We start from the raw sequence: 24,392 nt of genomic DNA, 5'->3' as shown, positions 1-24,392 counted from the left end.
GCCCCTCAGATACCAATGCAAAAGCGGGTTGGCAGAGGTTTGTTGCGCCACATCTTGGCAACATCCGCGGAAACATGCGGAAGTACAGAGAAAACTCTTTCTACAATTCGTAGAGCTTCATCCGGCGAGTCTCACGAAACAATCATTTATGCAACGAAAGTGTTTCGTATTTAACCCCAGAAACTAGGCATTTTTAGCGACCTGAGCCACATCATCTAACGACATGAATTGGGTAGCGCCCCGGTGTCTGGATAGGCTTTCCCATGTGTCAACGAGCCTTGTAAACGAAAAGTTCCCGACGTGGCCAGATCTATTGGCCACCCTGATCAACGGTGGCGATCTCAGCCGCGAACAGGCCGCTTGGGCAATGAATGAGATCATGTCCGGCGAGGCGAGCGACGTTCAGATTGCCGGGTTCCTGGTTGCACTGCGATCCAAGGGTGAAACCGTGGCCGAATTGACCGGCTTGGTGGACTCCATGGTCGCCAATGCGCGCCCCTTGACCATCGATGCACAAACTTTGGACATTGTTGGGACTGGTGGCGATCGCCAGAACACCGTCAACATCTCAACGATGGCCACACTGGTGTGCGCTGGCGCCGGCGTGAGCATAGTTAAACACGGCAACCGCGCATCCTCTTCGTCCTCGGGTTCCGCCGACGTGCTTGAAGCATTGGGCGTTCGCCTGGAGGTACCAATCGAGCGCCTTGTAGAGGTGTACGACAAGGTTGGGATTGCGTTCTGCTTCGCCAACGTCTTCCATCCCTCGATGCGCCACGTTGCCGGAGCACGCCGTCAATTGCGCATACCAACCGCTTTCAACTTCATGGGCCCCTTGACCAATCCCGCATTGCCCAGCGCATCCGCCATCGGCTGCTCCGACATGGTCATGGCACCAATCATGGCGGGCGTTCTTGCAAGCCGTGGCGTGCGTGGCCTGGTCTTCCGCGGGGATGACGGACTGGATGAACTAACCACCACTGCAGCTAACCGCGTCTGGGAAGTGCGCAACGGCACGGTCACTGAGTTCACGTTCGATGCCCAGGACGTGGGATTTGCCCGTGCGACGCTTAATGATCTGCGCGGTGGAGATGCACTACATAACGCAGGGGTTGTACGAGATGTCATCTCCGGGACTCCCGGACCCGTTCGAGATGCGGTCCTCCTGAACGCGGCTGCCGGAATGGTGGCTTACAGCGATACTGCTGAAGGCAGTTTCGAAGATCGCATGCGGGCGGCGATTGGGAAAGCGGCGCATTCCATCGATTCCGGTGCGGCGAAGGCGACCTTGGAAGCCTGGTCCTCAACGACCCAGGCGATCGTAGGCGCGTAGCACCGTCAGATGCCAACGAAGCCGGTCTTTGGTTCGCGATTTTACAATCGCTGAACCGAAGGCCGGCTTTGTTCTTGAAAAGTCCTTAGTCGCCTAGGCCAAGGGAAAAGGCTGCTTCAAGATCATGTTCCGAATATGCGCGGAATGCAATGTGGGTCTGGGTGCCGCGGATGCCTGGAATCTTGGAAAGCTTATTGGCAATGACTTCGGCGAGGTCCTCGTGCTTGTTGACTCGTGCAATTGCAATCAAGTCCCAGTCGCCTGCTACGGAATAGACTTCGCTGATGCCCGAGATTGCGGAGATCTGCTTAGCGCATTCAGGGATACTGTCCGTTGCAGTCTGGATCATGACGAATGCGGTGACCATCACTGTGCCTTTCGGTTCTAACTTATCGCCTGCCAGGAGGCGGCTGATCTGGAATCAACTCTAGTCGAAAAGCAGCGAATGAGAGGCATGGGCGCATCGCCCCGCTTCGCATAGTACAATGATTTTAATTTGTAGATTCAGATACAAAGTTTTACAATTGTTCCATGATTGTGTTGACCATTGACCAGCGGCGTTCACGTTCCACCGAAGATAAGGTGGAGGCTCTAGTCAAGCAAGCTAATGCTACCGTTCCAGTGGTTCGTCCCTTCCAGCGAACCGCCGGCGATGAAGTTCAAGCTGTCTTGGATAACGCCAACGAAGCTATTCGCTTGGCAGTGATGATGGCAGCTTCAGGGGACTGGAGTGTCGGCATTGGCTTTGGGCAAGTCGAAACGCCACTGCCCGAAGAAACCCGTGCCGGCAGGGGACCTGCCTTTGAATATGCTCGTGTCGCAGTTGAGCGGGCAAAGAACACCAATGCGCATCTAGCTGTTCATGGACCGTCGCATGAAGCCACCCGTCTGGAAGCCGAGCTCCAGCTGACTGCCTGCATAGTTTCAAAGCGACGGGCCACGGCATGGGAAGCGGGAACTCTGGCCGACGAAGGCCTGACCCAGCAGCAGATTGCCAAAGAATTAGGAATCACCCAGCAGGCTGTCTCTTCTCGTCTGTCGGCCGCGCTATGGTTTGAGGCGAACCGAATGATGGATGAAGCTGCCAAATCGCTGAACCGACAGCTGAAGATGCTAAAGGAGCAGTAAATGCTTTGGATCGCTTGGGGGAGTCTGAGCCTGGCGGCGTTTGTCTCTTGCATAGCTGCCTACCTTGGCTATGCCATGGGCAAACGAGCTCGTGTCCGCGACTGGCTAGTTGTGGGCTCTGCCCTGTTCGCCATTCTCTCGGCCCTGCTGGCAGTTGCTTCTCAAACTTCGTTGGAGCAGAACGGGCTTTCGCCGGTGTACGCGATCGTCCTGAGTTCCATCTTTGCCATTAGTTTCGGCGGTCCGTTTACGGAACTTGTTTTCCGGCTTGCTGCGAAGAATGATGTCGAGCTCCAAAAGGAGGAGTCCGACCCTTCACCGCTTCGAGGCGGGCTGTGGATCGGACTCCTGGAGCGCACGGCCATCGTTGGAAGCCTCTGGGCCGGTTGGCCAGAAGGCATTGCCGTCGTCTTGGCGGTCAAGGGTCTTGGCCGGTTCTCTGAACTGAAAAACCATCGCGCCGCCGAACAGTTTATTCTGGGGACTTTCGCCAGCGGTCTCGTCGCTGCCGGTTCCTACGGGCTCGGCCTGCTATTTACCTAGCCGCTTAGCCACCATTGAGGTAACCAGCCGACGCCCCATCAAGAATGCGCCCAGAACCAGTGTCGCGACGATGATGAAGGGGAGCGCCGCAGTGGAATCCATGCCAACGCGAAGCGCAAGGCCCGCTGCTACGGTCACCACCCAGACCAGTACGCCAACAGGGAAGAGCTTGTTGATCGTGGTCCAAGGCTTGGACAGCAAGGTCACGACGACGTAGGCAACCAAGAACGGCAGGGCGGTCATCAGGATGCCGCCAATGCTCAAGGCATGCTCGTGTTCACGTCGACCGAGCAGGGCGAATAGAACAATGAGAACAACGTCGACAGCCATCCACAGCGGCCACTTACGAATAGAATCCTTCATGTACTCATCATAGGTTTACCCCGGTGTCCGTGAGTAATTCGGCGTTGGCTGGATCGTTGTCGGTTCAGACACAGAAGGTCGCCATCGAGGCTCGCCCGAATGAGCTCACGGCCATGGTGGCCGCAGCTATTGTTCTAGCATTAGTCCTATGAAGATCTGGCCTGGCAATGCATGGATGCAAACGCACCAGATCGCCCTCTATTTATCCGCGATCACTGCCGGTTGCGTTCTCGGCCTGGCCTTGCCTGCCGCAAGCAAGGGTCTGGAGAACTCGGTTAACCCGTTCCTTGGGTTGCTGCTCTACGCTACTTTCCTGGGCATGCCGCTGACCCGTTTTCCGGAGGCCTTCCGGGACACTTGCTTCATGGGTGCACTGTGCGCGGTCAACTTTGCCGTGGTGCCGCTCGTGGCCTTCGGGCTATCGCGAATAGTGGCGGGGGACCAGGCACTGCTCTTCGGCGTGCTGCTGGTCTTGCTAGCGCCCTGCATCGACTACGTTATCGTCTTTACCGGCTTAGCCGGGGGAGACAGCCAACGGTTGCTGGCGGCCACACCGCTCTTGTTGATCTTGCAGATGCTGCTCGTGCCGGCATACCTCTATATATTTGCTGGACCCTCGGCGATCGACGTGATCGTGCCAGCTCCTTTCCTGGGGGCACTGCTGGGACTGATCGTGCTCCCACTGCTGGCAGCAGCACTCACCCAGGCACTCGCCAAACGATTTACCTGGGCAGAGCCCATCGGGGATTGGGCCGACTATCTAATGGTTCCGTTGGTGATGGGAACGCTATTTAGCGTGGTGGGCTCGCAGATCTTCACGGTGAGAGCAAGCCTGGGTCAATTAGGGCTGGCCATTATGGTTTTCGCTCTGTTTATCTGCATCATGAATGTCCTTGGATACTCCGCGGGGAAACTCTTCAAGCTGCCCACCGCCTCGCGGCGGGCAGTTACTTTCAGTGGCGTCACACGCAATTCTCTGGTGGTGCTTCCCCTGGCCCTGGCTTTGCCCGCGGAGCTGGAATTAGCCTCTGCCGTGGTCGTTAGCCAGACCTTGGTAGAGCTAATTGGAATGTTGGTGATGGTTCACTACGCACCGAAGCAACGCACCACCAAGTAGTTCGAGCCTTACCCTGCTATCTCCGGATTAAACAGAATTTGCCTGGCCAAGAACACATGGAAGTGACCGGGCCAGGCAAATTGGATTGAGGAGTCAGGGCATACAGTGATGCCCAGGCGAAAGCAGTCTGCTCCTCATAGAATCCATGATTAGTGCTCGCCACCTGGAGGGCCAATGAAAAGCATGGTCGAGAAGATACCGGCAATAACGACGAATAGCAGGACCGTGGTCAGCGCCGGGCGGGCAACAAGCCAACGCATCGTCGCGTCGGTCCACTTGCGATCATCTGGATGATCGGTTGCCTCGGTACGCCAGGTACCTTCCAGCTTTCCCTTGCGTTCCAGCCACTTGTCGTAAGGAATGGTCAGATATGGGACGACGGCGGTCGCGGCAGCTCCAATGATCAGCGACTTCCTCCAGCGCTGATTCATGCCAATGAGCACAGCCATCGTTGCATAAGTCAGGAAGACAAAGCCGTGGATGAAGCCGGCAATGGAAACAGGCCAATCACCAACCTTGACGACGTACTTCAAAATCAATGCAATGATCAGCATCGTCCATGTGACAGCTTCAGCGCGGGCAACTAGACGGTACAGGGCGCTTGGAGACATAGGGTGTTTTCTGTCCTTGAAGGTAGATAGGGGAGTAGTCCGGGAACTCGGTCAAGTACTAGCCTATCTGGCTCCACGGATACCGCCGACATCCTGCCCTGGAGCATGGAGTTCCCGGTTGACGCAGCACCTACTTGATTTCTAGGCAGGCCCTTGCTGCAGGAAAAGCACCGGATGCACTTGGACCCAGATGCCCCAATGCGCCTGAATCTGGCAGGATGGCACCCATGATCCACGCAGTAGTTTTCGATTTGGACGGAGTGATCCGCAATTTTCCCGAGGCCGCCACTGCTGACGTTGAAATGGAATATGGGTTGCCATCAGGCACTTTGAACGCGGCGGCTTTCGACCCTGCTCGCCTGGAACGACTCACTACAGGTAAAATATCTCGTTTGACATGGATCAAGGAGATTGGGAAGAGCGTTGGATCCACGGAAGCCGCCAACGCATGGGGTCTCATAGAGCCCGTTGTAGATCGCGATGTGCTGCAGCTACTCGACGATCTACAACGTGCAGGTATCACCACCGCCATTCTCACGAACGGCAGCGACACCATTGACATCGAACTTAAGCGGCAAGGAATCGCCACCCACGTCGCCCGAGTATTCAATTCAGCAAAAATCGGTTATCCGAAGCCAGACCGACGAGCATTTCTGCACGTAATCAATGCTCTGCGCCTGTGTGCAAACCAGATCCTCTTTACCGACGATTCCGCCGGGAAACTTGTCGGGGCGACCGATCTCGGGATCCACACACATCACTTTACTTCCGCTGCGGATTTGAGGTCGGCATTGACCGGGCGCGGTGTACTCTAGCCGGATCGATCATCGTTTGGAATAACATTAAGGGGAGTGGCAAGAGGAAAGCGCCCTAGTTCTCGAATACCTCCTGATAAACGTCCCAGAATTGGTCCATCGAGCGCGGAGCCCCAAGCAGGACGGCCTCCAGATACATGAGATGCGTTTCCCATCCCGCCAGGTAATTCGAGACGCCAACGCTGAGTTTGGAGTGGCTCAGCGCAAGTCCAGCTCCGAAGAGGCTCGACTGCAGAGTCAAACTAACCTCCGACACAGATTCTTCCGGAAACTTCCAGGACATCACGAGGGCGGATGCTGGCTCGACCTGTTCAATCCGGCTTTCGCAGATGTAGTTTTCCGCATGCTCGATCTGCACAGTAGAACCCACGTCAAGGCTTCCAGCGACGTGAGTTCCCAGCCAGAGTGGCAATGCCTGACGATCAATCATTGCGTGCCAAAGCCTGTCGGTCGATACGCCGAAGGACCACCTGAGATCCACAGATCCCGCCGAAGCGTCCGCGAACTTTCGAATGATGGGCATGAAAAGAGCCTGCTTCGATATACGGGGCAGCCAGCACAAATGGCTGCAGTGAGAGCCTGCGTGGGGAGTCGTGGATTTCCATTACTTTACATAATGTAGATTATCGGCTTATTCGCAATGTCGCTGGAAGTAGCCATATTCGTCCATTTACGCCACGGATTTCGAAGGCAGCTTACTGCTCGGCTTGTTGACGCTGATCCTGCAAATCCAGCCGGTGCCTCGCGAAGTCCAGGGTCTGCCGAATGAACTCGCGCGATCGCTCATCATGCATCGAGTAGATGACATGGCGGCCGGACTTCCTCGTTTGCAATACACCAGCTGCTCGCAGCTTGGATAGCAATTGGCCGGCAACCGTTGGACTAACGCCGATCAACTGAGCCAAATCGGACAGGGAAAGATCGTCCATGGACAGCGCCCAGAGCATCTGGAGCCTTGCCGGATCCGACAAGGTTTTGAGTACCGTTGCCGACATGTCCAAAAGATCGCTGGAGACGATCTCGTCTTCAGCCGTTGGGACAATGAATTCGCTGGTCATCTCACGCGCTCCCTCTCCGCATTTCGCCCGCCCTGGTCCGATTCAACTGCTTCAACCCAGCTCTATGGGTGTGTCCATTATGGCCACGGATCAAGATAAAGCGATAGGTATGCTCAAAATTCACAAGACTAAACAGGCTCGTAGCCATCTTTGGGAGCACTCCCCTATTTAAATCATCCGTTTCGAAATAAATCGAAGCCTTCTTGACTAGGCACTTTAACGTCGCCTCGGCACCGCAAGGCATCCCTGCAAGCTGGGATGGTGGCGATTGCATCACAGAAGATTGGCCGCGTCTGCGCTCAGTGGCAAAATTTAGATATGGCTAATCCGTTGCTACGCATTCCCCACGGGAATAAGTACGCTCTTCAGATCCGCGAAGCTCTCAAGCTGCAAGGTATCGAAGTTGACCCGGTTCAGAGTGATCTGATCGACCTTCTAGGACGTACTTTGCGTACGACGATGACGGCAAAGCACCCTGGCGTCTACATTTATGGCCCTCCTGGTCGAGGCAAAACCCTCATCATTAATACCTTGGTCTCGGTGCTGCCTGAAACCACGACAGCGCGCTTCCATTTCCACGAGTTCTTCCAGCGCGTAAATTCCCCGGTCAACCGTGTCCCGGGCCAGCCGCTGGGCGCGATTTTCTCGCAAGGGCTTGAGCGCGAGCTAGCTGGACTGCAGTTGCTGGTCTTCGATGAGTTCCATTGCACCGAACCTGGCGACGCGATGTTCATGGCCAAGCTCATTCGGCATTGCACGGAACACGAGATCCAGCTGGTCACTACGTCGAACTACGGGCCGGAGAAGCTGCTTGACGATGACACTTTCCATCACCTGGTTCAGCCAATTATTGACCGGATCCAACGGGACTTCACTGTATTCTCGCTGGATCATTCGGTGGACTACCGACAGCTCGCCGCCGATCCCGAGCAGGTCTTGGACGGGTATCGGAGAGGCACGCTAAATCTCTTCGAAGCACCAGGAGAACTGCCGGTCCACGATACGATGATCCAGATCGGCTACGACGAAATCGGGCCAGTCCACGTGAATGCGGATGAGATCTGGATCAGCTTCGATCAGATCTGCCGAACCCGCCGCAACACTGCCGACTATCTGGATTTGGCAAGCCGGTATTCGCGCTGGCATATAACCTGCATCCCAGCTAGTGCCACCATGCCAATGGATGAGGAACGCCGATTGGCGAATCTTATCGATATCTTCTACGACAAGAACGTGGAAGTTCATCTGTACGCCGCAGACAATCTGGGCAATCTTGGACACATGCTGCATGACACTGAAAAGGCCCGACTCACCTCGCGCCTGGCTCAACTTCAGCTCAACGAATACGAACGGACTAGCGCTTGCCGATGAACACCGAGTACACCGCACAGGACATCGAGAATATCGTTCGAGAAGTCCTGGAGACTGCAGATGAGAACCTCATACTGCCTATTGTCCAACTGGGACATCCCGTTCTCCGCCAGCAGGCGGTGGCCTACGAGCAGCAGCTTCCACAGGAACTGCTCGAAGAACTCCTTGAAGCAATGCGCCAGACCATGTACGACGCCCCGGGCGTAGGACTCGCCGCTCCTCAGGTGGGTATCCCCCTGCAGATTGCCGTGCTCGAAGATCTCTATCCCATTCCGGAGGAAGCTGCCTCGCACAGAGAGCGTGAGCCGCTGGAGTACTTCGAGATTTTCAACCCCGTATATACGGCATCAACAGAGCGCGCGGCAGTCTTCTACGAAGGTTGCCTGTCTTTCGAAGGATTCCAAGGCGTAGTGAGCCGGCCCGCCGATATCACCGCCACTTATAAAGACCGGGACGGTCAGGAAATAACTCGAAGCTTCTCCGGTTGGCAGGCCCGCATTGTCCAGCACGAAACTGATCATCTGTCGGGCACTGCCTATATCGACAAAGCACTTACCCGCTCCTTGATTAACGAATCCGAACTGTGGCGCCATGAAAGCATGGACGTTGCAACTGCACAAGAGGTTCTGAAATTCTAATGTTCTCCGGCACCACGAACGTTACTTGCCCGGTCTGCGAGCAACCCCTTGGCTTCGAGGAAACTCGGGATAGAACCCTGAGTTGCGAAACCGGGCATCGTTTCGACGCCGCCAAACAGGGTTACTTCAACTTCCTTACTGGCAAAGGAACGAACTTCCTCGAAGACACCTCGGCCATGGTCCAAGCCCGCGATGCTTTCCAGTCAAAGGGACATTATGAGCCTCTGGCGCGCGCGCTGTCCGAGCTGATCAATGATCATCACGACGGACATTCGCTTGACGTGCTGGATGCGGGCGCAGGTACCGGCTACTACCTGGGCAAGATTCTAGAGAACTCTCCTGCTGCTGAACTTGATGCTTTGGCTCTGGACATCTCCCGCTTTGCCATGCGTCGTGCCGCGAAGGTTCCAAGCACGCTCGCTGTGGTCTGGGATGTCTGGCGCAAATTGCCTACTGCCGACCGATCACGCGATGTGGTGATCAACTGCTTCGCACCGCATAACCCGGCAGAGTTCCAACGTGTACTGCGTACTGGTGGATTATGCATTGTCGTGACCGGCGAACCAGATCATCTCAACGAAGTCGTCGACCCGCTGGGCATGCTCACCGTAGGACAGGGCAAGCAAGCCGCCTTGGTGGAAAAATTTGCGGCTGAAGGCCTTAATCATCGCGGATCCAAGAATCTGACATATCGGATGAACCTGAATGCGGACGATCTCTATAACCTTGCATTCATGGGTCCGTCCGGGCACCACCTCTCCCCTGAAATTCTTCATCAGCAGACGCTGGCGTTGGGTTCCCAGCCTGTAACAGCTTCCTTTGGAGTACACGCATTCGTCACGCAGGGCTAGAAGATACCCCAAAATGACTACACCTTTTATCTGCCTTCTACGGCAGAATGTAGGAAAGACCAGTTACGACTGGTCAATGTCCTAACAGAATTTAGGTGAATGCCATGACAACAGCCGAATGGATCATCAGCAACGCTTGGGTGATCTGGCTGGCACTGTTCTTGCTGCTGGCGATCATCGAGATGCTTTCTCTTGATCTCTACTTCATCATGCTCGGCGTAGGTGCCCTTGGTGGTGTAGCGGTCGCACTGCTCAGTGGACCCATGTGGTTGCAGGTCCTTGTATTCTGCGTCACTTCATTGTTGATGATCTTCCTGGTTCGACCTATTGCCGTCAAACATTTACGGAAATCACCCGAGGGCTTCCGCACCAATATCGAGCGATTAATCGGTGCGGATGCACTTATTCTCGAGCCGACCTCGCGCATGTCGGGTTCGGCCAAGATCCGTGGAGAGATCTGGACCGCCCGTGCTGAATCCAGCGTTCCGACCATGAATCCCGGCACCTATGCCGTGGTTTCACGTATCGACGGGGCAACTGCATACCTCACCGCGAAGTCCCCTGACCCTGCAAACGGCTAGCTAGCCTGACGCCCCCAAATTCATCACTACTGCACAAGGAAAGAGAGTACGAACCATGAATTCAGATGGTTTTGGCTTGACTATTGTGCTTGTCGTTCTGGCAATCTTCGTGATTGTCGTCCTGCTGCGCAGCGTGCGCATCGTGCCGCAGGCACGTGCTGGCATCGTTGAGCGCCTCGGCAAGTACAACCGAACCCTAAATCCCGGTCTGACAATCCTGATCCCCTTTGTGGATCGCTTGCTGCCGCTGCTGGACCTGCGTGAACAAGTTGTTTCCTTCCCGCCGCAGCCAGTTATTACCGAGGACAACTTGGTAGTTTCGATTGATACCGTGGTCTACTTCCAGATCACCGAGCCGCGTGCCGCGACGTATGAAATCGCTAACTACATCCAGGCCGTAGAACAGCTGACCACCACTACGCTTCGTAATGTCGTCGGTGGCCTGAATCTGGAAGAGGCCCTGACTAGCCGCGACCAGATCAACGGCCAGCTGCGTGGTGTCCTTGACGAGGCAACCGGCAAGTGGGGCATCCGTGTTTCCCGTGTCGAGCTGAAGGCTATCGATCCACCGCTGTCCATCCAGGACTCGATGGAGAAGCAGATGCGCGCCGAGCGTGACCGCCGTGCTGCCATCCTGACCGCTGAGGGCACCAAGCAGTCCTCCATCCTTACTGCCGAAGGCGCACGCCAAGCTTCCATCCTCGAAGCCGAGGGCGATGCACAGGCCGCAATCTTGCGCGCTGACGGCGAGTCCCAGGCCATCCAGAAGGTCTTCGATGCAATTCACGCCGGCAAGCCGGACCATGAGTTGCTCGCCTACCAGTACCTGCAGACTCTGCCGAAGCTTGCCGAAGGCACTTCGAATACCCTGTGGGTGATTCCAAGCGAACTGACCGAAGCACTCAAGGGCATCGGCGGAGCGCTGGGCGGCAACGGATCGGGCAGCAAGCCTGCCACTCCGGAATCGCCATCGGCCCCAGGTAGCAACCTGTAGCAACAGCTGGTTTAGAACCGATTAGCCGTCTGCGGCGAGGTGCATACAATGCACCTCGCCGCAGACGCGTATAATGGATGTTTTGGCACCAAGAATTATCTTCACCTCTAGTCGGAGGGAATTATTTCCGAGTGCCAAACGTTGGTACGTGTAGCGAATTCTTCAATCATCGCGGAGGGAAAACATGAGCGATCGCAGCCTACGAGGCATGCGCCTGGGTGCACAGAGCATGGAATCTGAGGCAGGTGTGGAGCCGGCTGCCCGTCAGCGTGTGGAATACCGTACCGAAGAGGGCGAGACCGTCTTCGTCGTCTTTGCTGCCGAAGCTGAAATTCCAGCAACCTGGCACACCAAGACCGGTAAGGAAGCCAAGCTCGTCCACGGCGAAGCCAAGGCCGAAGAACCGGGCAATGAAAAGCCTGTCCGTACCCACTGGGACATGCTTCTTGAGCGCCGTTCCGAAGAAGAACTGGAAAAGACTCTGGCAGACCGCCTCCAGCAGCTGCGCGCTGCTCGCGGGGAAACTGCCTAATCTCCCCCACGCACGGTTCCATGCTGCCTTAGCATGGCCGTAGGGGCTTGGTTGAGGGCTGGGTTTGATGACCGATGGTTATCAAACCCAGCCCTCACTCTTTTGCCTGTCTGCTATGGGGCTCAAAGACCACGCCCAGTATTTTCAACTGCGTCAAAGAGCCTGCATGAAATTGCGCGGCCAGCGCCGCCGGCCTAAGCAGCTTCGTAGAAGCTATCTTCATCCTGCACAGTCCGCCTTTGGGGCGGTGGGCTGGTTTGTATTTCACTGCCTGCCCGAGACCTGATGATGATTCCTGGTTAAACGAACTGGCGTGCAACGATCCATCGTTGCACGCCAGTTCGCTTAACCACGGGTATTACTTCTTGGAAGTCAGCTTCTTCCACCGGGCGCCCAAGCCCCAGCGGGTGACATTCCACATTGCTTCGAACACAATGTTGCCGCTCATCTTCGACGCGCCCAGTTCGCGCTCTACGAAGGTCACGGGAACTTCAACGATCGTCTTGCGCAGCATGGCCACGCGGAAGGTCATGTCCACCTGGAAGCCGTAGCCGCGCGACTCAACGGCGTCAAAATCGATTGCTTCCAGGGTTTCGCGCTTGAAGGCGCGGTAGCCTGCGGTGATGTCGCGCAGAGGTAAGCCCAGCATGGTGCGCGAGTAGAAGCTGCCGCCGCGCGAGATGATCTTGCGCAGCATTGGCCAGTTCACGACTTCGCCGCCCTTGACCCAACGCGAACCGATTACGAGATCTGCGCCCGCGGCACTGGCTTCCAAAAGGCGTGGAAGCTGCTCTGGCATATGCGAGCCATCGGCATCCATCTCTACCAGTACGTCGTAGTCGCGAGCCAACGCCCATTCGAAACCTGCAATGTAGGCGGCTCCCAGGCCATCCTTGCCGGTACGGTGCAATACGTGGATATTCGAGTCCTCAGCAGCCATCTTGTCTGCAAGTTCTCCGGTGCCGTCAGGCGAGTTATCATCAACGATCAATACATCCGAGTCAGGAACTGCGGTACGCAAGCGTCCTACGGTCAGCGGGAGCGACTCCAGTTCGTTGTAAGTCGGAATGATTGTAATGACGCGCACGCGGCGGCACCTTTCTGGGTATACAACACAAAGCCTCTTGCCTGCTCGGCGTCGACTGCATGGCTTATGCAGGACACCGGGTCGAAAAGAGTTAATCCAAACTCAAAGTATAGTCATCATTTGCCAATCAGCGCGCTGGAGACACCGCATTAACGAACGATCCTCAGTGACTTCGGCCCTATTCTCCACGCCGAAAGGCACAGAGAATGTTATCTAAGGTCACTGAGGATCGTTGTTTAAATTGCGTAGTTTCCAACGCAATGCATGTGCATCTCGAAGAGGCGCTTAGACCAGCCTAGTGGGTACCCCACCTAGGCTGTCAACCATCAAATGACTTCACTCTTTACCTAGACACCACTAGTCAGGGCCAATTTTGCGAATTCATTCTGCTTATTGAGCATCTGTTTCGCTTTAAGCCGATTCGCTTGGCTCAAGGGTATTGAAAAGCGTGATTCCAGCGCGTACTGTACGCAGGCACTGCGGAATTTCCTCATCAACGACCGGAAGCATCGGAGTTCCAGCTCGTGCATCGGTACTCCAAGAACTGATTCGGACGTCCGGAGTTTGCACAGCAAGTTCAGAGGCAGTCCACACTGCAAAAGTCGCCGGCGCGCCGATCACGAGCTGCCCGGCGAACGGGTTCATCTCGCCCATGGCGCGGTAGGTGGATCGGGTTTGAGCCAAGAAGGCCGCACGAGCCGAAATGCGAGCCTCAGCATTCGTCATGTTCATGCCGGCGCGAACAACCTGCCAGCCATCAACCTCCGTTACCGGAGCATCAGAGCCAAGCACCATTGGCACACCAGCCGAAAGCATAGCGGAGAGGTTGTTCATCGATGGTGCGCGCTCCCCCAGGCGCTGCGCGTACATGCCGTTCGAGCCGCCCCACGCCTGGTCGAAGACCGGCTGCATCGAAACCATGATGGCGTACTGCAGCAAACGGGCCCGCGAGTCTTCATCAACCATCTCGACATGCTCCAGACGGTGCCGGCACATCTGCAGCTTAGCTGCCCCAATCTGCTCAGCAGCCAGGTCAAAACCTGCCAACACCTCGTCCAGGGCGCCGTCTCCGATCACATGGAACGAGGCCTGGATCCCCCGGGAACTGCAAGCGACCAGGTGGGCCGCAATTTCGTCACGCTTCAGATACAGGGTGCCGCGTTCGCCCGGCTGATCGCTGTAGTCTTCGCGCAGGTACGCCGTGTGGCTGCCTAGCGAACCATCCACGCGAAGATCGCCACCCAAGCCCAGCACCTTTCCCGTTGGGAAGGATGCGACCAGCTCCTGGGCGATGTCTGCATCGCTAACCAGTTCGCCCCAGTAGGCATGGACTTGCGGCAGTTCAGGGTTGTCGATGGCCAGCAACTGCTCCAGCGCCTCTCGGCCCTCAATATGCGGGGCCGCCATCTCCACAACGCTGGCGAAACCACGCGAGGCGTAGTGCTCCAGTGCCAGGCGCTGGTATTCCTGTTCGGCCTTCTGCGTATTGGTGAGTGCTTCACGCACGGCGTCGTGATCCGCACCAGAAATGATGCCAGCGGCGAGGTGGCCCAGGTCCAGCAGATCCAGCAGTTCCCGATTGACCAGGGCACTGTGCACATCGCGACGCGCCAGGTAATAGCCGCGGCCTTCCGCGGCACTGGTCAGGTCGGTTTCCGCGGGCAGCTGCTGGTCAGCCCAGTTCGAGTTGTCCCACCCCTGAGCCAGGACCAGCTTGGTCGACTTCTGCGCCTGCTCGGCGACGAGGGAAAGCAGCGAAGAAGCCGAGGTTGCTGCACCCAAATCGGCTCCCGAAAGGGTGCGGCCCAAGGCGGCAAGGTGCGTGTGGGATTCGACGAACGCCGGGGTAATCAAACCACCATTGAGGTCGACCACTTCGTCGACGGCAGACGCGTGGCGCTCGGCTGCGTCTTCGCCGCCCAACCATGAAATGGTGTCGCCGTCCACCACCATTGCGGTAGCAAATGGATCGGCCGCTGAGTAGATGGACCCGTTTCGGTAGAGTGTTTTTGCCATCAGCGTCTCCCTTTTCTCGTGCACTGGCTAATAAGATTTTCGGCTGGATCTGCTGGCTAGTCCAGCACGTTCGAGTAGGCCACTACACCGCGCTTGATCTGGTCTACTGCCTTGTAGGCATTGCGAACCAGCAATGGCGGAAGGTCGCTATTCTTTGCGAACTGGTCCAATGTGTCGATGACCTGCTTGGCCCAGCGCACAAAGTCACCCGGTGCCAGATCGGTACCGCGCAGCGCGCTGTTCAGGCTCGAACCGCGGGCCCACTTGTACATTGGCCAGATCAAACCGGATTCCGGTGGAGCGGTCGGGTCAAGGCCCAAGGCCTCTTCAGCGTCCGATAGCTCGCCCCAAATCTTGATGGTGCTATTCCAGATGTCATCGATCTTGCCCGTTGGCATTTTCGGATCGGCACGGTCCCCGTCGCGGCGTGCCTGGTAGACCAGGCTGGCGACAACCGCGCAGAGTTCTTCCGCATTGAGCTGCGTGAGCTTGCCGGTCTCCAGGATTTGGCTGGTGAGCAGATCTCGGTCGCCATAGATGCGGCGCAGGCGGCGGCCCGAGTCGGTCAGCGCGAAATCTTCGCCGCCCTCGGAAGGCACGAGGTATTCGAACTGCTCGAGCACTTTGCAGACCTTGTCGAACTGCGTGGCAATGGTATTGGTTCGCCCGCGGATGGCGCGACGGGCCTTGTCCGTGTCCTTCTTCAGCTTCCAGTACCTGTCGGCCCAGCGCATGTGCTGGTCCTTCTCCGAGCAGGCGTGGCAAGGATGGTCCTTGAGCTCTAGGCGCAGTGCGTTGATTTCACGCTCGAAGGAATCCGAGCCTTCGAAATCAAAGCTCTGGGCGTCCTGGCGTGGAGGACGCGACTCGTAGATCGCGTTGCGCAAGGATGAAGCAAGGTCCCGGCGCTCCTTCGGTGTGCGCCCGTTGAACCCCTTGGGAATCTTGATCCGCGAAATGATCTGCACTGGTCCGTTGAGGTCTTCCACCGAGAGCCGGCGAAGCTGCGCTTCTTCGGTCAGCACGGTGTGTCGCGGGTTGTACATGGCCTTATCAAGCTCGACGACCACGGCGCGGCCGAAGCGGCGGCCACCTGGCAGGTCCACCACGTCGCCGCGGATCACGGCCTGCAGGGACTGCTCAGCTGCCGAACGGCGCTCGTGGCGGCGGTCCTTCGCAGCGTTCTTCTCGACCTGGGCCAGGTTTCGTTGGAGTTTCAGGTACTCGGTGAAATCTCCGAGATGGCATTCCATCGACTTGGCGTAGCCGGCCAGGGATTCTTCCTTGGAACGCACCTGGCGCGCCATGCCCACCACGGAACGGTCCGCCTGGTACTGGGCAAAGGAGGTTTCGAGGATTTGACGAGTCTGTTCACGGCCAAACTGCGCCAGCAAGTTGGTGGACATGTTGTAGGTCGGACGGAACGAGGAATTCAGCGGATAGGTTCGCTTCGAAGCGAGTCCTGCCAAGGATTCCGGTTCCAGGTCGGGGTTCCAGACAACAATTGAATGGCCTTCGACGTCAATGCCGCGGCGCCCGGCACGGCCGGTGAGCTGGGTGTACTCCCCCGAAGAGATCTGCACGTGGGATTCGCCGTTGAATTTGACCAGTTTTTCCAGCACGACCGAGCGTGCTGGCATGTTCACGCCCAGTGCCAGGGTCTCGGTTGCGAACACCACCTTGATCAGGTTGCGTGCAAAGAGGTCTTCAACGATTTCCTTGAAGATCGGGAGCAGGCCGGCGTGGTGGGAAGCGAAGCCGCGAACCAGACCATCGCGCCAGGACCAGAATTCCAGTACGTCCAGGTCTTCGCTGGGGATCCGGTAGGCGACTTCATCCAGCGCTTGCGCGATCTCGGCGGCTTCTTCATTGGTCGTCAGGCGCAGGTCAGCCATGGCGCACTGCTGCACGGCCATATCGCAGCCCTTGCGGGAGAAAATGAAGAAGATAGCTGGCAGCAGAGCAGCCCGGTCAAGCTTCCCGATAACCGCTGGACGGTTGATGCGGTGCCCCATGCCTGAACTGCGCTGGGGGCCGCGACCCCGGCCGCGCTGCACTCGGCCGCCAGGGCTGTGGGAGCGTACGAGTTTTCGCAGTTCGGGGTTGACCGAGGCCTTTGAATCGTCTTCAGCCACCTTGTCGAAGGCTACGTCTTCGGCAAACAGGTCCACCACGTTAGGGCCGACCATGACGTGCTGGAAGAGCGGCACCGGGCGATGCTCGGAGACGATGACATCGGTCTGGCCCCGGACGGTATCCAGCCAGCCACCGAATTCCTCGGCGTTGGACACGGTTGCCGAGAGTGAAATGATCTGCACGTTGGACGGGAGATGGATGATGACTTCTTCCCATACGGCACCACGGAATTTATCGGCGAGGTAGTGGACCTCATCCATGATCACGTAGCCCAAGCCGTCGAGGGTTTGGGAATCCGCGTACAGCATATTGCGCAGCACTTCGGTGGTCATGACGACGATCTGCGCTTCGGAGTTGATGGAGGTGTCGCCGGTCAGCAACCCGACCTTCTGCGCTCCATAGCGATTGACCAGTTCCGAATACTTCTGGTTGCTCAGCGCCTTGATGGGCGTGGTGTAAAAAGCCTTGCGGTTCTCGCCTAGAGCCTGGTAGATGGCGTATTCGCCAACAACAGTTTTTCCGGCGCCGGTGGGCGCAGCGACCAGTACGCTGTGCCCTTCTGCGACCTTCTGGCAAGCTTCGGCCTGGAATGGATCCAGGTCGAAGGAGATGCTTGACCGGAATCCAGGAAGTGCAGTGCCGTTTTCGACCTGCCGTGCCTTGGAATTCGCGTAGCGTTCCGCGGGTGAAGTCACTTGTGGTCGTTCACTTTCTTGCCCTGGTTCAGAGCTGGGATTTAGGTTCGTCAATCGAGCTAGGGGTTTCAATGCCAGAAGTTTCACCAGCTGCTAGGCGTTCATTCTCGGCTTCCCGTGCCGCCAGCTTCTTTGCGCGCTTCTTGTCGTTGAAGTGGCAGATCAAGGTGGCAACGGCGAAGGTGAGGAACAACGGTCCAGCCAACGCGAACATGGTGATTGCATCGCCGCCTGGTGCTGCCATAGCGGCAACCAGGGCGATGAGGAAGACGGTGATACGCCAGTTCTTCAAGATGAGCTTGGCTGGCAGGACGCCAACCATGTTCAGGCCAACCATCAGTACCGGTACCAGCATGGCCAAGCCGAATGCCAGGAGCAGGCGGAAGATAAACGGCAGGTACTCGGAAATGTTCAGCAGGTTATCCGAGTTCTCCGGCGACAGGCTAATGAAGAATTCCAGCGCAAACGGAAGAACGAAGTAGGCCATCGCCACGCCGCCAAGGAACAGCGGAACCGCGGCTGCTACGAAGCTGTAGCTCAAACGGCGCTCGTTCTTTTTCAGTCCCGGCACGATGAATGCCCACAGCTGGTAGAGCCACACCGGCGAGGAAACGATCAGGCCGACGAACAGCGCCACCTTGATCATGATGTCGAAGGGTGACATCACCGCGGTGAACACTACCGAGCCGCCGGCAGCTTTCACAGGCGCGATCAGCAAGGCAAGCAGCCAGTCGTATACGAAGAAACCGGCTACCGTGCCCAAGGTCAGCGCGATGAGCGACTTGAATAACCGGTTCCGTGCTTCAATCAGATGCTCTTTGAGAGCCATCCGACCTTCTGCGTCCTTGGCCCGCTTCTTCTTGCTGCGCGGGTTCTTGTCTTTATTTGTTGCCACTGAAGAGGTCTACGAGTTGTTCTTTTCGTTGGGGTTCGGATCATTGATGGTGCCATCAACGGTTTCAGATTTAGGATCATCATCCTTCATCTGGCGAACCTCGGACTTGAAAATGCGCAGCGACTGGCCCATCGAGCGAGCCAAGCCTGGAAGCTTTGGAGCGCCGAAAAGCAGCAGTGCAAGCACGATAATGATGACCAAATGCCATCCCTGTAAGCCACCCATGTGGATTCCCTTCTCTCTATCTAAAGTCTACGTCAGAACAAGCCAAGATCGCGCATGTTCTGAGCTTGGCCGCGCTGTGCGCGACGTGCAACGCGGCGAACTCGACGCGCCTCGATTCTTTCAGCTTTGCCCTTATCGCGAAGCTTTTTGATCTTCTCCGGATCCGCGTGCGTGGCATCGGTTCCGTGCGGGTAGCGACGAGGGTTCGCAGCGTACTCGACGACGGTGCCCTCCTGGCTTAAACCGGCGCTGATGTGATCCGCAGCGTCGCCCAGGCCCTCGACGACCGCCATTCCCCGTTTGAACAAACGGAAGCCGGCAAGTGCCGCAACAAGTATTGTCGCCAAAACGAGCACAGTCCACAAAAGTACCCAAAACCACCAAGGAAGCATCTATTAATCCTCATACATTGCGATAGCCTCGTCCAACCAGTTCACTACCTGTTCGCGCGTAGCGTCAGGAGAGACCACAGTCAGTTTACCGCTATGGCGAGCCACGAGCGGCGCAGCTACCTGGTGATCCGAGAACCGGACGTTGGCCAGATACCCCGTACCGACCTTTCCCGTGGACCAGGAAAGAGGATGGAAAGCTTCGATAACCGGTAAGATCTCGGCGTCTACATAGACCATGACCTCTAAGTCATCGTCGTTGGAGGCATACCGGATCTGGACATCTTGCTGGTCTTCATGCCGAGCCGCCAGCTCGAATTGTTCACCGGCAGTTTCCACACTTAACATCCGGTCCACCCGGAAAGTTAATAGGCTCTGGCGCTTTCGGCACCAAGCCCGCAGGTACTGCACCGCTCCGTCTTCAATGAGCCGGATCGGTTCCACATCGCGAACCTGGTGAGTTCGCGAACGGGCCGAGTAGTAATCGATGCGCACGACGTCTTGGGAACGAATCGCCTGAATCAGCTGCTGCGGAATATCGTTCTCGCGCGCCTTGGACAGTGCGAAGCCCAGCGCCCCGCTCCAGCCGTCAAAACGGGCCACCGCGGAATTCACCTTGGCCAGTGCCGCGTCGAGCACCTGCTGGTGCTCGAACTCGGGAATGCTTGCCAGGGCGTTGAGCCCGCCGAGCACGGCTACTGCTTCCAGCGGCGCCAGCTTCTGCGGCTCGGCCAGCAGGGCTGCATTGGAGATCGTAACGGTATCGGATTCAACGTCGCCGTCATTGACGTTGATCAGTTCGTCATGCTGGCCGTACGGGACACCGCACATCATGATCATGGCCAGCTCTTCACGAACCTTGGCAACGCTCATGGAGTAGCGTTCTGCCAGCGCTTCGATTTCTACGGCACCATGGGCGTGCACATACTGGATCATGTCGATATTTCGCATAACCTGAGTTGTGGTGGTGCCACGGCCGGTGGCGCGATGCGGACGGAACTTCACCTCTGCGTAGGCATCCTGGTTGCCCTGGCTGGTCTGGGAGCTGCGCGCGTCGCGCAGAATCCGGCGCACCTGGGCCACCAGTTCGGAGGGTCCCAGGACTTTCACGGCCGGACCATAAGCTGCCAGCTGCTGGGCAAATGAATGCGGATCCGCATAGCCGATCTGCAGCTCATCCTGATCGCTGCGGCCATTTACTGCCTGGGCGCGCAGCGGGATTGCTTCATCGCCCAAGAGCCGCACCGTTGCCACCAGTCCCGGATTCTGCAGGTCGAAATCCTGCAAGACCTGGGTCATGTCGAAATCCTGGGGGCGGGCGTGGTACTGCCCGTTGGCGTTAGCGCCGCCATGCCGGTAATTCGTGAACTTGCCCTGAACCCGCGAGAGGCGGAAGACACGGGTATCTTTCCGCGTGTGGTCATAGCCGGTGAAGTACCAGTTGCCGTAGCGCTGCCCGATCCCCCACACATCAACAATTCGTTCGCTCTGTGCGCCGCCAGAGGACGTATAGGCGAACTTGAGCGTGTTGCGGTTGAAGACCGCCAGGGCGCATTCGCGGAAGTTCGGTTCATCCATGGAAAGGCGTGGGACCAATGAGCCGGCCAACCGAGCGACCGGCGAGGCCACGCCATCATGGCCGGTGACTCGGGCCGCGGCATTGAGCCCCAATGACTGGAGCTTGGTGTCTTTCCAAAGGCTCGCGGCCAATGCGACCAGGCCGGCTTCTGCGGGGCTGAATTCCACCGGCGGCAAGAACCACTCGGTCGTGTCGATGCTGTAGTACGTAACATCGTCGATTACTTCTTTGTCCAGCTGCAACCCGAAGTCATTGCGGATATCGTCCTTGAGGCGATCCAGCGCCTTCTCTCGGGTCTCCTTGGTACCGCCTGGCACCAAATAGGATCCAATGCGGTCGGCGTTGAACTTCCGTGATTTAGTTGCCAGCGCATAGATGAGGCTGGTCAGGCGTTCTGCCTTGCTGGGTCCCGGGGATTGCTTTGTGCTCACGTGCCTAGACTAACCAACTTTCGCCGATAAGGATGACTTCTGGGACAGCAATGGCCCCGATTATTTAATCGAGGCCATTGCCAGCACTTGGAATTACTTGGTGCCCATCAGATCCACAACGAAAATCAGTGCTTCGTTAGGCGCAATGGCGCCTGGGGCGCCACGCTCGCCGTAGGCCAGGTGCGATGGGATATCCAGTCGGCGACGGCCGCCGACCTTCATGCCCAGCAGGCCCTGGTCCCAGCCCTGGATAACCATTCCGACACCCACTGGGAAGTCGAGGGTCTGCCCGCGGCCCCAGGAAGAGTCGAACTCTTCGCCGGTGGACCAGGCAACGCCTACATAGTGCGCTTCAACGGTGGTGCCTGGGGTGACCTCGGCGCCGGTTCCCTCGACCAGGTCGGTGATGACCAGTTCTTCAGGAGCGTCGGTGCCCGGGAAATCGATCTCAGGCTTGGTGCGGTCGTAGTTGCGTTCTCCGAACGACATAGTCACGGCCTTTCTGTTACTTGCTTTCGCTTACCTTGTCTAATTCTACGTAGAAGACCAGTGGTCCTGCAGGACGCCCCTGGGCTTCAGCGGTGTCGCCGTAGGCCAAGTCCGTTGGGACAGTCAGCAAGACCTTGCTGCCTTCCTTCAGGCCCTGGAAGCCCTGCAGCCAGCCCTGGATGACTCCGCCGGCCATATCGGCTTCGAAGCCTTCTTCGTTGCCGAAGTTGCCGTCGAATTTCTTGCCATCTTCCCAGCGCACGCCGTGGTAGTGGGCAGTGACCTTGGACGTTTGGCCAACGGCTGGGCCGTCGCCTTCTTCAAGGACGTCCACTGCCAGGCCTGCCGGGGCTTCGGTGTCCTTGGGGATGGTGATCTGCGGATCGCCCTTGCCGGTCTTCACGGTGGGGAGCTTGCCGTCGTCCTTGAGCTGCTGGACTTCTTCCTTGCCCATCGTCTGGCTAGGGCTCTTGGAGTCCGCAATCTTGATCACGATCAGCCGTTCGGCACGCGAGCCTTCGGCCGGTTCGGCGATGGACCCGTCCGGCTGCTGAACGCCTTCGATGGCTGCGTAGGCGATCCAGTCGCCAATCTGGGACTTCAGCAGGGTTTCGTAGAGCTCGGGCATCTGCTCCTTGAGCGTCTCGTCAACCTTCATGGGAGCCGGATCAGCAGTGAAGTTCTCATTGGTCAGCAGGCCGTCGATGGTCTTGTACAGGCCCGACTGGATCTGGATGGTGTCGCCTTCCTTGATGTCGGAACCCTCGCCCTCCACCACGGTGACTGCTTCTGACTTTTCGGTCAGGAGCGGCGCATCGAATTTGACCTCAGGTGCGGTTTTGCTATCTTCTGCTGGCTTGACGTCGATGCCGCTCAGGGATGACGAACCCGAACCGCAGGACGCCAGGGCAAGGATGGACGCGGTGGCGCATACTGCCAAAACTTTTCGCACGAATCTTCTTTCCGGTTGGACTAGCTGGTCATGCATTGCGGGCTTGCACAGGGCAAGGCCCGTAATGATCTGCGTCCAGCTTAGAGGTTTTTGCTGTGTAAATACTTGTTTCCAGCTAGCTAAAGCTGCTGGCCCATCAGCTCAATGAGCTCGTCAATCTGTGAATTGGTGGTTGCGAACGGGTCCTTGCACAGCACAATTCCGCCCGGGCCATCCTCATACTTCATGTGGACCCAATCGGCGCTATAGCGTCGCCCATTGGCGCGGGCGGCGCGAATGAATTTGCTTCGCAGTGCCGCGCGTGTCGTGGCTGGCGGGTTGTTCACAGCCTGATTGATTTCAGCGTCGGAGACGACTGCGCTGGCCAGGCCGCGGCGCTTGAGCAGGTGGAACAGGCCGCGCTGCGGGTCGATGTCATGGTAAGTCAGGTTCAGCTGCGCGATCCGTGGCGCCGAGAGCTCCAGGGAGTTCTTCTGGGCATAGCCCGTGAGCAGCTTGTGCTTGATCGCCCAGTCGATGTCCCGGTCGATCAGCGAGAAGTCCTGGCTTTCCACTGCGTTCAGCGTGCGTTCCCACAATTCCAGGACGGTATCCACCTGGTCGTGGTGCGCGCCGTGGCGGGCGATGAATTCCTTGACGGATTCGAAGAGGATCCACTGGATCTGCAGTGCGGTCGGTTCGTCGCCGCCCATGAGCCGCACCACGGTCTGGCCAGTGAAATCGTGGGAGATCTGGCGGATGGAGCGAATCGGGTTTTCCAGTCGCAGATCGTGGTAGATTTCGCCGGATTCGATCAGGCGCAGCACCAGGTCGGTGGCGCCGATCTTCAGCAGCTGGGTGGTTTCGCTCATCGACGAGTCGCCCACTATGACATGCAGCCGGCGGTGGTACTCGGCATCGGCGTGCGGCTCATCGCGGGTATTGATGATCGGACGCGAGCGCGTTGTGGCCGAGGAGACCCCCTCCCACATGTGATCGGCGCGCTGGGAGAAGACGTACTTGGTCTGCTCTTCATCGGTGATCAGATGCCCGGCACCGCACAATAGCTGGCGGGTGACGAGGAAAGGGATGAGCATGTCAGCGAGGCGCTTGAACTCGATTTTGCGTGGAATCAGGTAGTTCTCGTGGCAGCCATAGGAGTTCCCGGCGGAGTCCACATTGTTCTTGAACATGTAGATCCGGCCTTCGTGGCCTTCCTCGGCCAGCTGGTCCTCTGCCTGGTCAACGAGGTCCAGCATGAACGCCTCCCCTGCGCGGTCGTGGGCGATCAGCTGCTTGAGCTGGTCGCATTCCGCGGTGGCGTACTCCGGGTGCGAGCCCACATCCAGGTAGAGGCGCGAGCCGTTCTCCAGGAACACATTCGAACTGCGCCCCCAGCCGACTACCGGCTTGAACAGGTGCCGTGCGGCATCCTCCGGGGTGAGCCGGCGCCCATCCGACGGGACATAATTCAGCCCGAATTCGGTTTCCAGACCAAAGATTCTGCGATCCACGCGAAGCTACTTCCCCTCAACTGCGGTTCCGCCACATTGGTCAGAACACGACTTCCAAAGCTGTGTGCCC

At 57.6% G+C, this 24,392-nt stretch carries 26 protein-coding genes; 11 read left to right on the top strand and 15 right to left on the bottom strand.

The features are described from left to right. Positions 1–265 precede the first annotated feature (265 nt). Positions 266–1,333 carry an anthranilate phosphoribosyltransferase gene (gene trpD, locus ACIP6G_RS05545; RefSeq protein WP_332594750.1) on the top strand — a complete coding sequence of 356 codons (1,068 nt, stop codon included), beginning with the start codon at positions 266–268 and terminating at the stop codon, positions 1,331–1,333. 85 nt (positions 1,334–1,418) lie between these two features. Here trpD and ACIP6G_RS05540 read toward each other — a convergent pair whose 3' ends face one another. After that, on the bottom strand, positions 1,419–1,700 hold the full coding sequence (locus ACIP6G_RS05540; protein WP_105658354.1) for an Lrp/AsnC family transcriptional regulator: 282 nt from the start codon (positions 1,698–1,700) through the stop codon (positions 1,419–1,421). A 164-nt stretch (positions 1,701–1,864) separates the two neighbouring features. On the opposite strand from ACIP6G_RS05540, the gene ACIP6G_RS05535 reads away from it, so the two are divergent. Next, on the top strand, positions 1,865–2,461 hold the full coding sequence (locus tag ACIP6G_RS05535) for a sigma factor-like helix-turn-helix DNA-binding protein (protein ID WP_332486221.1): 597 nt from the start codon (positions 1,865–1,867) through the stop codon (positions 2,459–2,461). Next, positions 2,462–3,004 (top strand): hypothetical protein, encoded by a 543-nt coding sequence (locus tag ACIP6G_RS05530; RefSeq protein ID WP_208294227.1) that lies wholly within the window; start codon positions 2,462–2,464, stop codon positions 3,002–3,004. It abuts the gene before it with no gap. On the opposite strand, the gene ACIP6G_RS05525 is transcribed toward ACIP6G_RS05530, so the two are convergent. Beyond that, positions 2,993–3,367 (bottom strand): DUF3054 domain-containing protein, encoded by a 375-nt coding sequence (locus tag ACIP6G_RS05525; protein ID WP_105658356.1) that lies wholly within the window; start codon positions 3,365–3,367, stop codon positions 2,993–2,995. The two genes, ACIP6G_RS05530 and ACIP6G_RS05525, sit on opposite strands and share 12 nt — an antisense overlap. A 148-nt stretch (positions 3,368–3,515) precedes the next feature. Between ACIP6G_RS05525 and ACIP6G_RS05520 the strand changes: the two genes are divergently transcribed. After that, complete coding sequence (locus ACIP6G_RS05520) at positions 3,516–4,484, top strand: bile acid:sodium symporter (RefSeq protein WP_400289061.1); 969 nt, start codon at positions 3,516–3,518, stop codon at positions 4,482–4,484. Between the two features lie 149 nt (positions 4,485–4,633). On the opposite strand, the gene ACIP6G_RS05515 is transcribed toward ACIP6G_RS05520, so the two are convergent. Next, the gene (locus ACIP6G_RS05515; RefSeq protein ID WP_332486229.1) at positions 4,634–5,095 is read right to left on the bottom strand and encodes a DUF3817 domain-containing protein; all 462 of its coding nucleotides are present in this window, start codon (positions 5,093–5,095) and stop codon (positions 4,634–4,636) included. Positions 5,096–5,322: 227 nt separating this feature from the next. Here ACIP6G_RS05515 and ACIP6G_RS05510 point away from each other — a divergent pair, with 227 nt between their 5' ends. Then, complete coding sequence (locus ACIP6G_RS05510) at positions 5,323–5,910, top strand: HAD family hydrolase (protein WP_400289059.1); 588 nt, start codon at positions 5,323–5,325, stop codon at positions 5,908–5,910. 55 nt (positions 5,911–5,965) lie between these two features. Here the strand turns inward: ACIP6G_RS05510 and ACIP6G_RS05505 are convergent, their stop codons facing one another. Together ACIP6G_RS05505 and ACIP6G_RS05500 are read right to left on the bottom strand one after the other, a co-directional pair. Continuing rightward, entirely contained in the window at positions 5,966–6,433 is a 468-nt protein-coding gene (locus tag ACIP6G_RS05505; RefSeq protein ID WP_400289058.1) for an SRPBCC domain-containing protein, read from the bottom strand. 172 nt (positions 6,434–6,605) lie between these two features. Next, positions 6,606–6,968: a helix-turn-helix transcriptional regulator gene (locus ACIP6G_RS05500; RefSeq protein WP_105659237.1), complete on the bottom strand. Its 363-nt coding sequence runs from the start codon at positions 6,966–6,968 to the stop codon at positions 6,606–6,608. 318 nt (positions 6,969–7,286) lie between these two features. Between ACIP6G_RS05500 and zapE the strand changes: the two genes are divergently transcribed. The 6 genes from zapE (at position 7,287) to ACIP6G_RS05470 (ending at position 11,935) form a co-directional block, all read left to right on the top strand. Next, positions 7,287–8,339, top strand: coding sequence for a cell division protein ZapE (zapE, locus tag ACIP6G_RS05495; protein WP_400289056.1), 1,053 nt, complete (start codon positions 7,287–7,289; stop codon positions 8,337–8,339). Then, positions 8,336–8,977, top strand: a complete 642-nt coding sequence (gene def / locus ACIP6G_RS05490) for a peptide deformylase (RefSeq protein ID WP_400289054.1) — start codon at positions 8,336–8,338, stop codon at positions 8,975–8,977. The genes zapE and def overlap by 4 nt, the downstream gene beginning before the upstream one ends. After that, positions 8,977–9,828, top strand: coding sequence for a putative RNA methyltransferase (locus tag ACIP6G_RS05485; RefSeq protein ID WP_400289052.1), 852 nt, complete (start codon positions 8,977–8,979; stop codon positions 9,826–9,828). The genes def and ACIP6G_RS05485 overlap by 1 nt, the downstream gene beginning before the upstream one ends. A 104-nt stretch (positions 9,829–9,932) precedes the next feature. Continuing rightward, positions 9,933–10,409, top strand: coding sequence for an NfeD family protein (locus tag ACIP6G_RS05480; protein WP_400289049.1), 477 nt, complete (start codon positions 9,933–9,935; stop codon positions 10,407–10,409). 55 nt (positions 10,410–10,464) lie between these two features. Next, complete coding sequence (locus tag ACIP6G_RS05475; protein WP_105657849.1) at positions 10,465–11,403, top strand: SPFH domain-containing protein; 939 nt, start codon at positions 10,465–10,467, stop codon at positions 11,401–11,403. A 184-nt stretch (positions 11,404–11,587) separates the two neighbouring features. Then, entirely contained in the window at positions 11,588–11,935 is a 348-nt protein-coding gene (locus tag ACIP6G_RS05470) for an RNA polymerase-binding protein RbpA (protein WP_105657848.1), read from the top strand. 358 nt (positions 11,936–12,293) lie between these two features. Here the strand turns inward: ACIP6G_RS05470 and ACIP6G_RS05465 are convergent, their stop codons facing one another. The 10 genes from ACIP6G_RS05465 to pafA all read right to left on the bottom strand — a co-directional run bounded on the left by ACIP6G_RS05465 (position 12,294) and on the right by pafA (position 24,322). Continuing rightward, positions 12,294–13,022 carry a polyprenol monophosphomannose synthase gene (locus ACIP6G_RS05465; RefSeq protein ID WP_105657847.1) on the bottom strand — a complete coding sequence of 243 codons (729 nt, stop codon included), beginning with the start codon at positions 13,020–13,022 and terminating at the stop codon, positions 12,294–12,296. Between the two features lie 411 nt (positions 13,023–13,433). Further along, the gene (locus ACIP6G_RS05460; RefSeq protein ID WP_400289045.1) at positions 13,434–15,038 is read right to left on the bottom strand and encodes an amidohydrolase; all 1,605 of its coding nucleotides are present in this window, start codon (positions 15,036–15,038) and stop codon (positions 13,434–13,436) included. 56 nt (positions 15,039–15,094) lie between these two features. Further along, positions 15,095–17,869, bottom strand: a complete 2,775-nt coding sequence (locus ACIP6G_RS05455) for a DEAD/DEAH box helicase (protein WP_400289044.1) — start codon at positions 17,867–17,869, stop codon at positions 15,095–15,097. 28 nt (positions 17,870–17,897) lie between these two features. After that, a complete protein-coding gene (tatC, locus tag ACIP6G_RS05450; protein ID WP_105657844.1) occupies positions 17,898–18,764 on the bottom strand; it encodes a twin-arginine translocase subunit TatC in 867 nt (288 codons plus the stop codon). Positions 18,765–18,773: 9 nt separating this feature from the next. After that, positions 18,774–18,989: a Sec-independent protein translocase subunit TatA gene (gene tatA, locus ACIP6G_RS05445; protein ID WP_105657843.1), complete on the bottom strand. Its 216-nt coding sequence runs from the start codon at positions 18,987–18,989 to the stop codon at positions 18,774–18,776. 32 nt (positions 18,990–19,021) lie between these two features. Continuing rightward, positions 19,022–19,282: a hypothetical protein gene (locus ACIP6G_RS05440; RefSeq protein WP_133833372.1), complete on the bottom strand. Its 261-nt coding sequence runs from the start codon at positions 19,280–19,282 to the stop codon at positions 19,022–19,024. Positions 19,283–19,384: 102 nt separating this feature from the next. Beyond that, entirely contained in the window at positions 19,385–21,388 is a 2,004-nt protein-coding gene (locus ACIP6G_RS05435; protein WP_400289042.1) for a helix-turn-helix transcriptional regulator, read from the bottom strand. A gap of 93 nt (positions 21,389–21,481) precedes the next feature. Beyond that, entirely contained in the window at positions 21,482–21,877 is a 396-nt protein-coding gene (locus ACIP6G_RS05430; RefSeq protein ID WP_013348985.1) for an FKBP-type peptidyl-prolyl cis-trans isomerase, read from the bottom strand. Between the two features lie 16 nt (positions 21,878–21,893). After that, positions 21,894–22,829: an FKBP-type peptidyl-prolyl cis-trans isomerase gene (locus ACIP6G_RS05425; RefSeq protein WP_400289040.1), complete on the bottom strand. Its 936-nt coding sequence runs from the start codon at positions 22,827–22,829 to the stop codon at positions 21,894–21,896. 119 nt (positions 22,830–22,948) lie between these two features. Continuing rightward, positions 22,949–24,322 (bottom strand): Pup--protein ligase, encoded by a 1,374-nt coding sequence (pafA, locus tag ACIP6G_RS05420; protein WP_400289038.1) that lies wholly within the window; start codon positions 24,320–24,322, stop codon positions 22,949–22,951. Positions 24,323–24,392 lie beyond the last annotated feature (70 nt).

Source organism: Glutamicibacter sp. NPDC088483 (genome assembly GCF_044753145.1).
GTDB lineage: Bacteria > Actinomycetota > Actinomycetes > Actinomycetales > Micrococcaceae > Glutamicibacter.
This window is presented reverse-complemented; position numbering and strand designations above follow the sequence as displayed.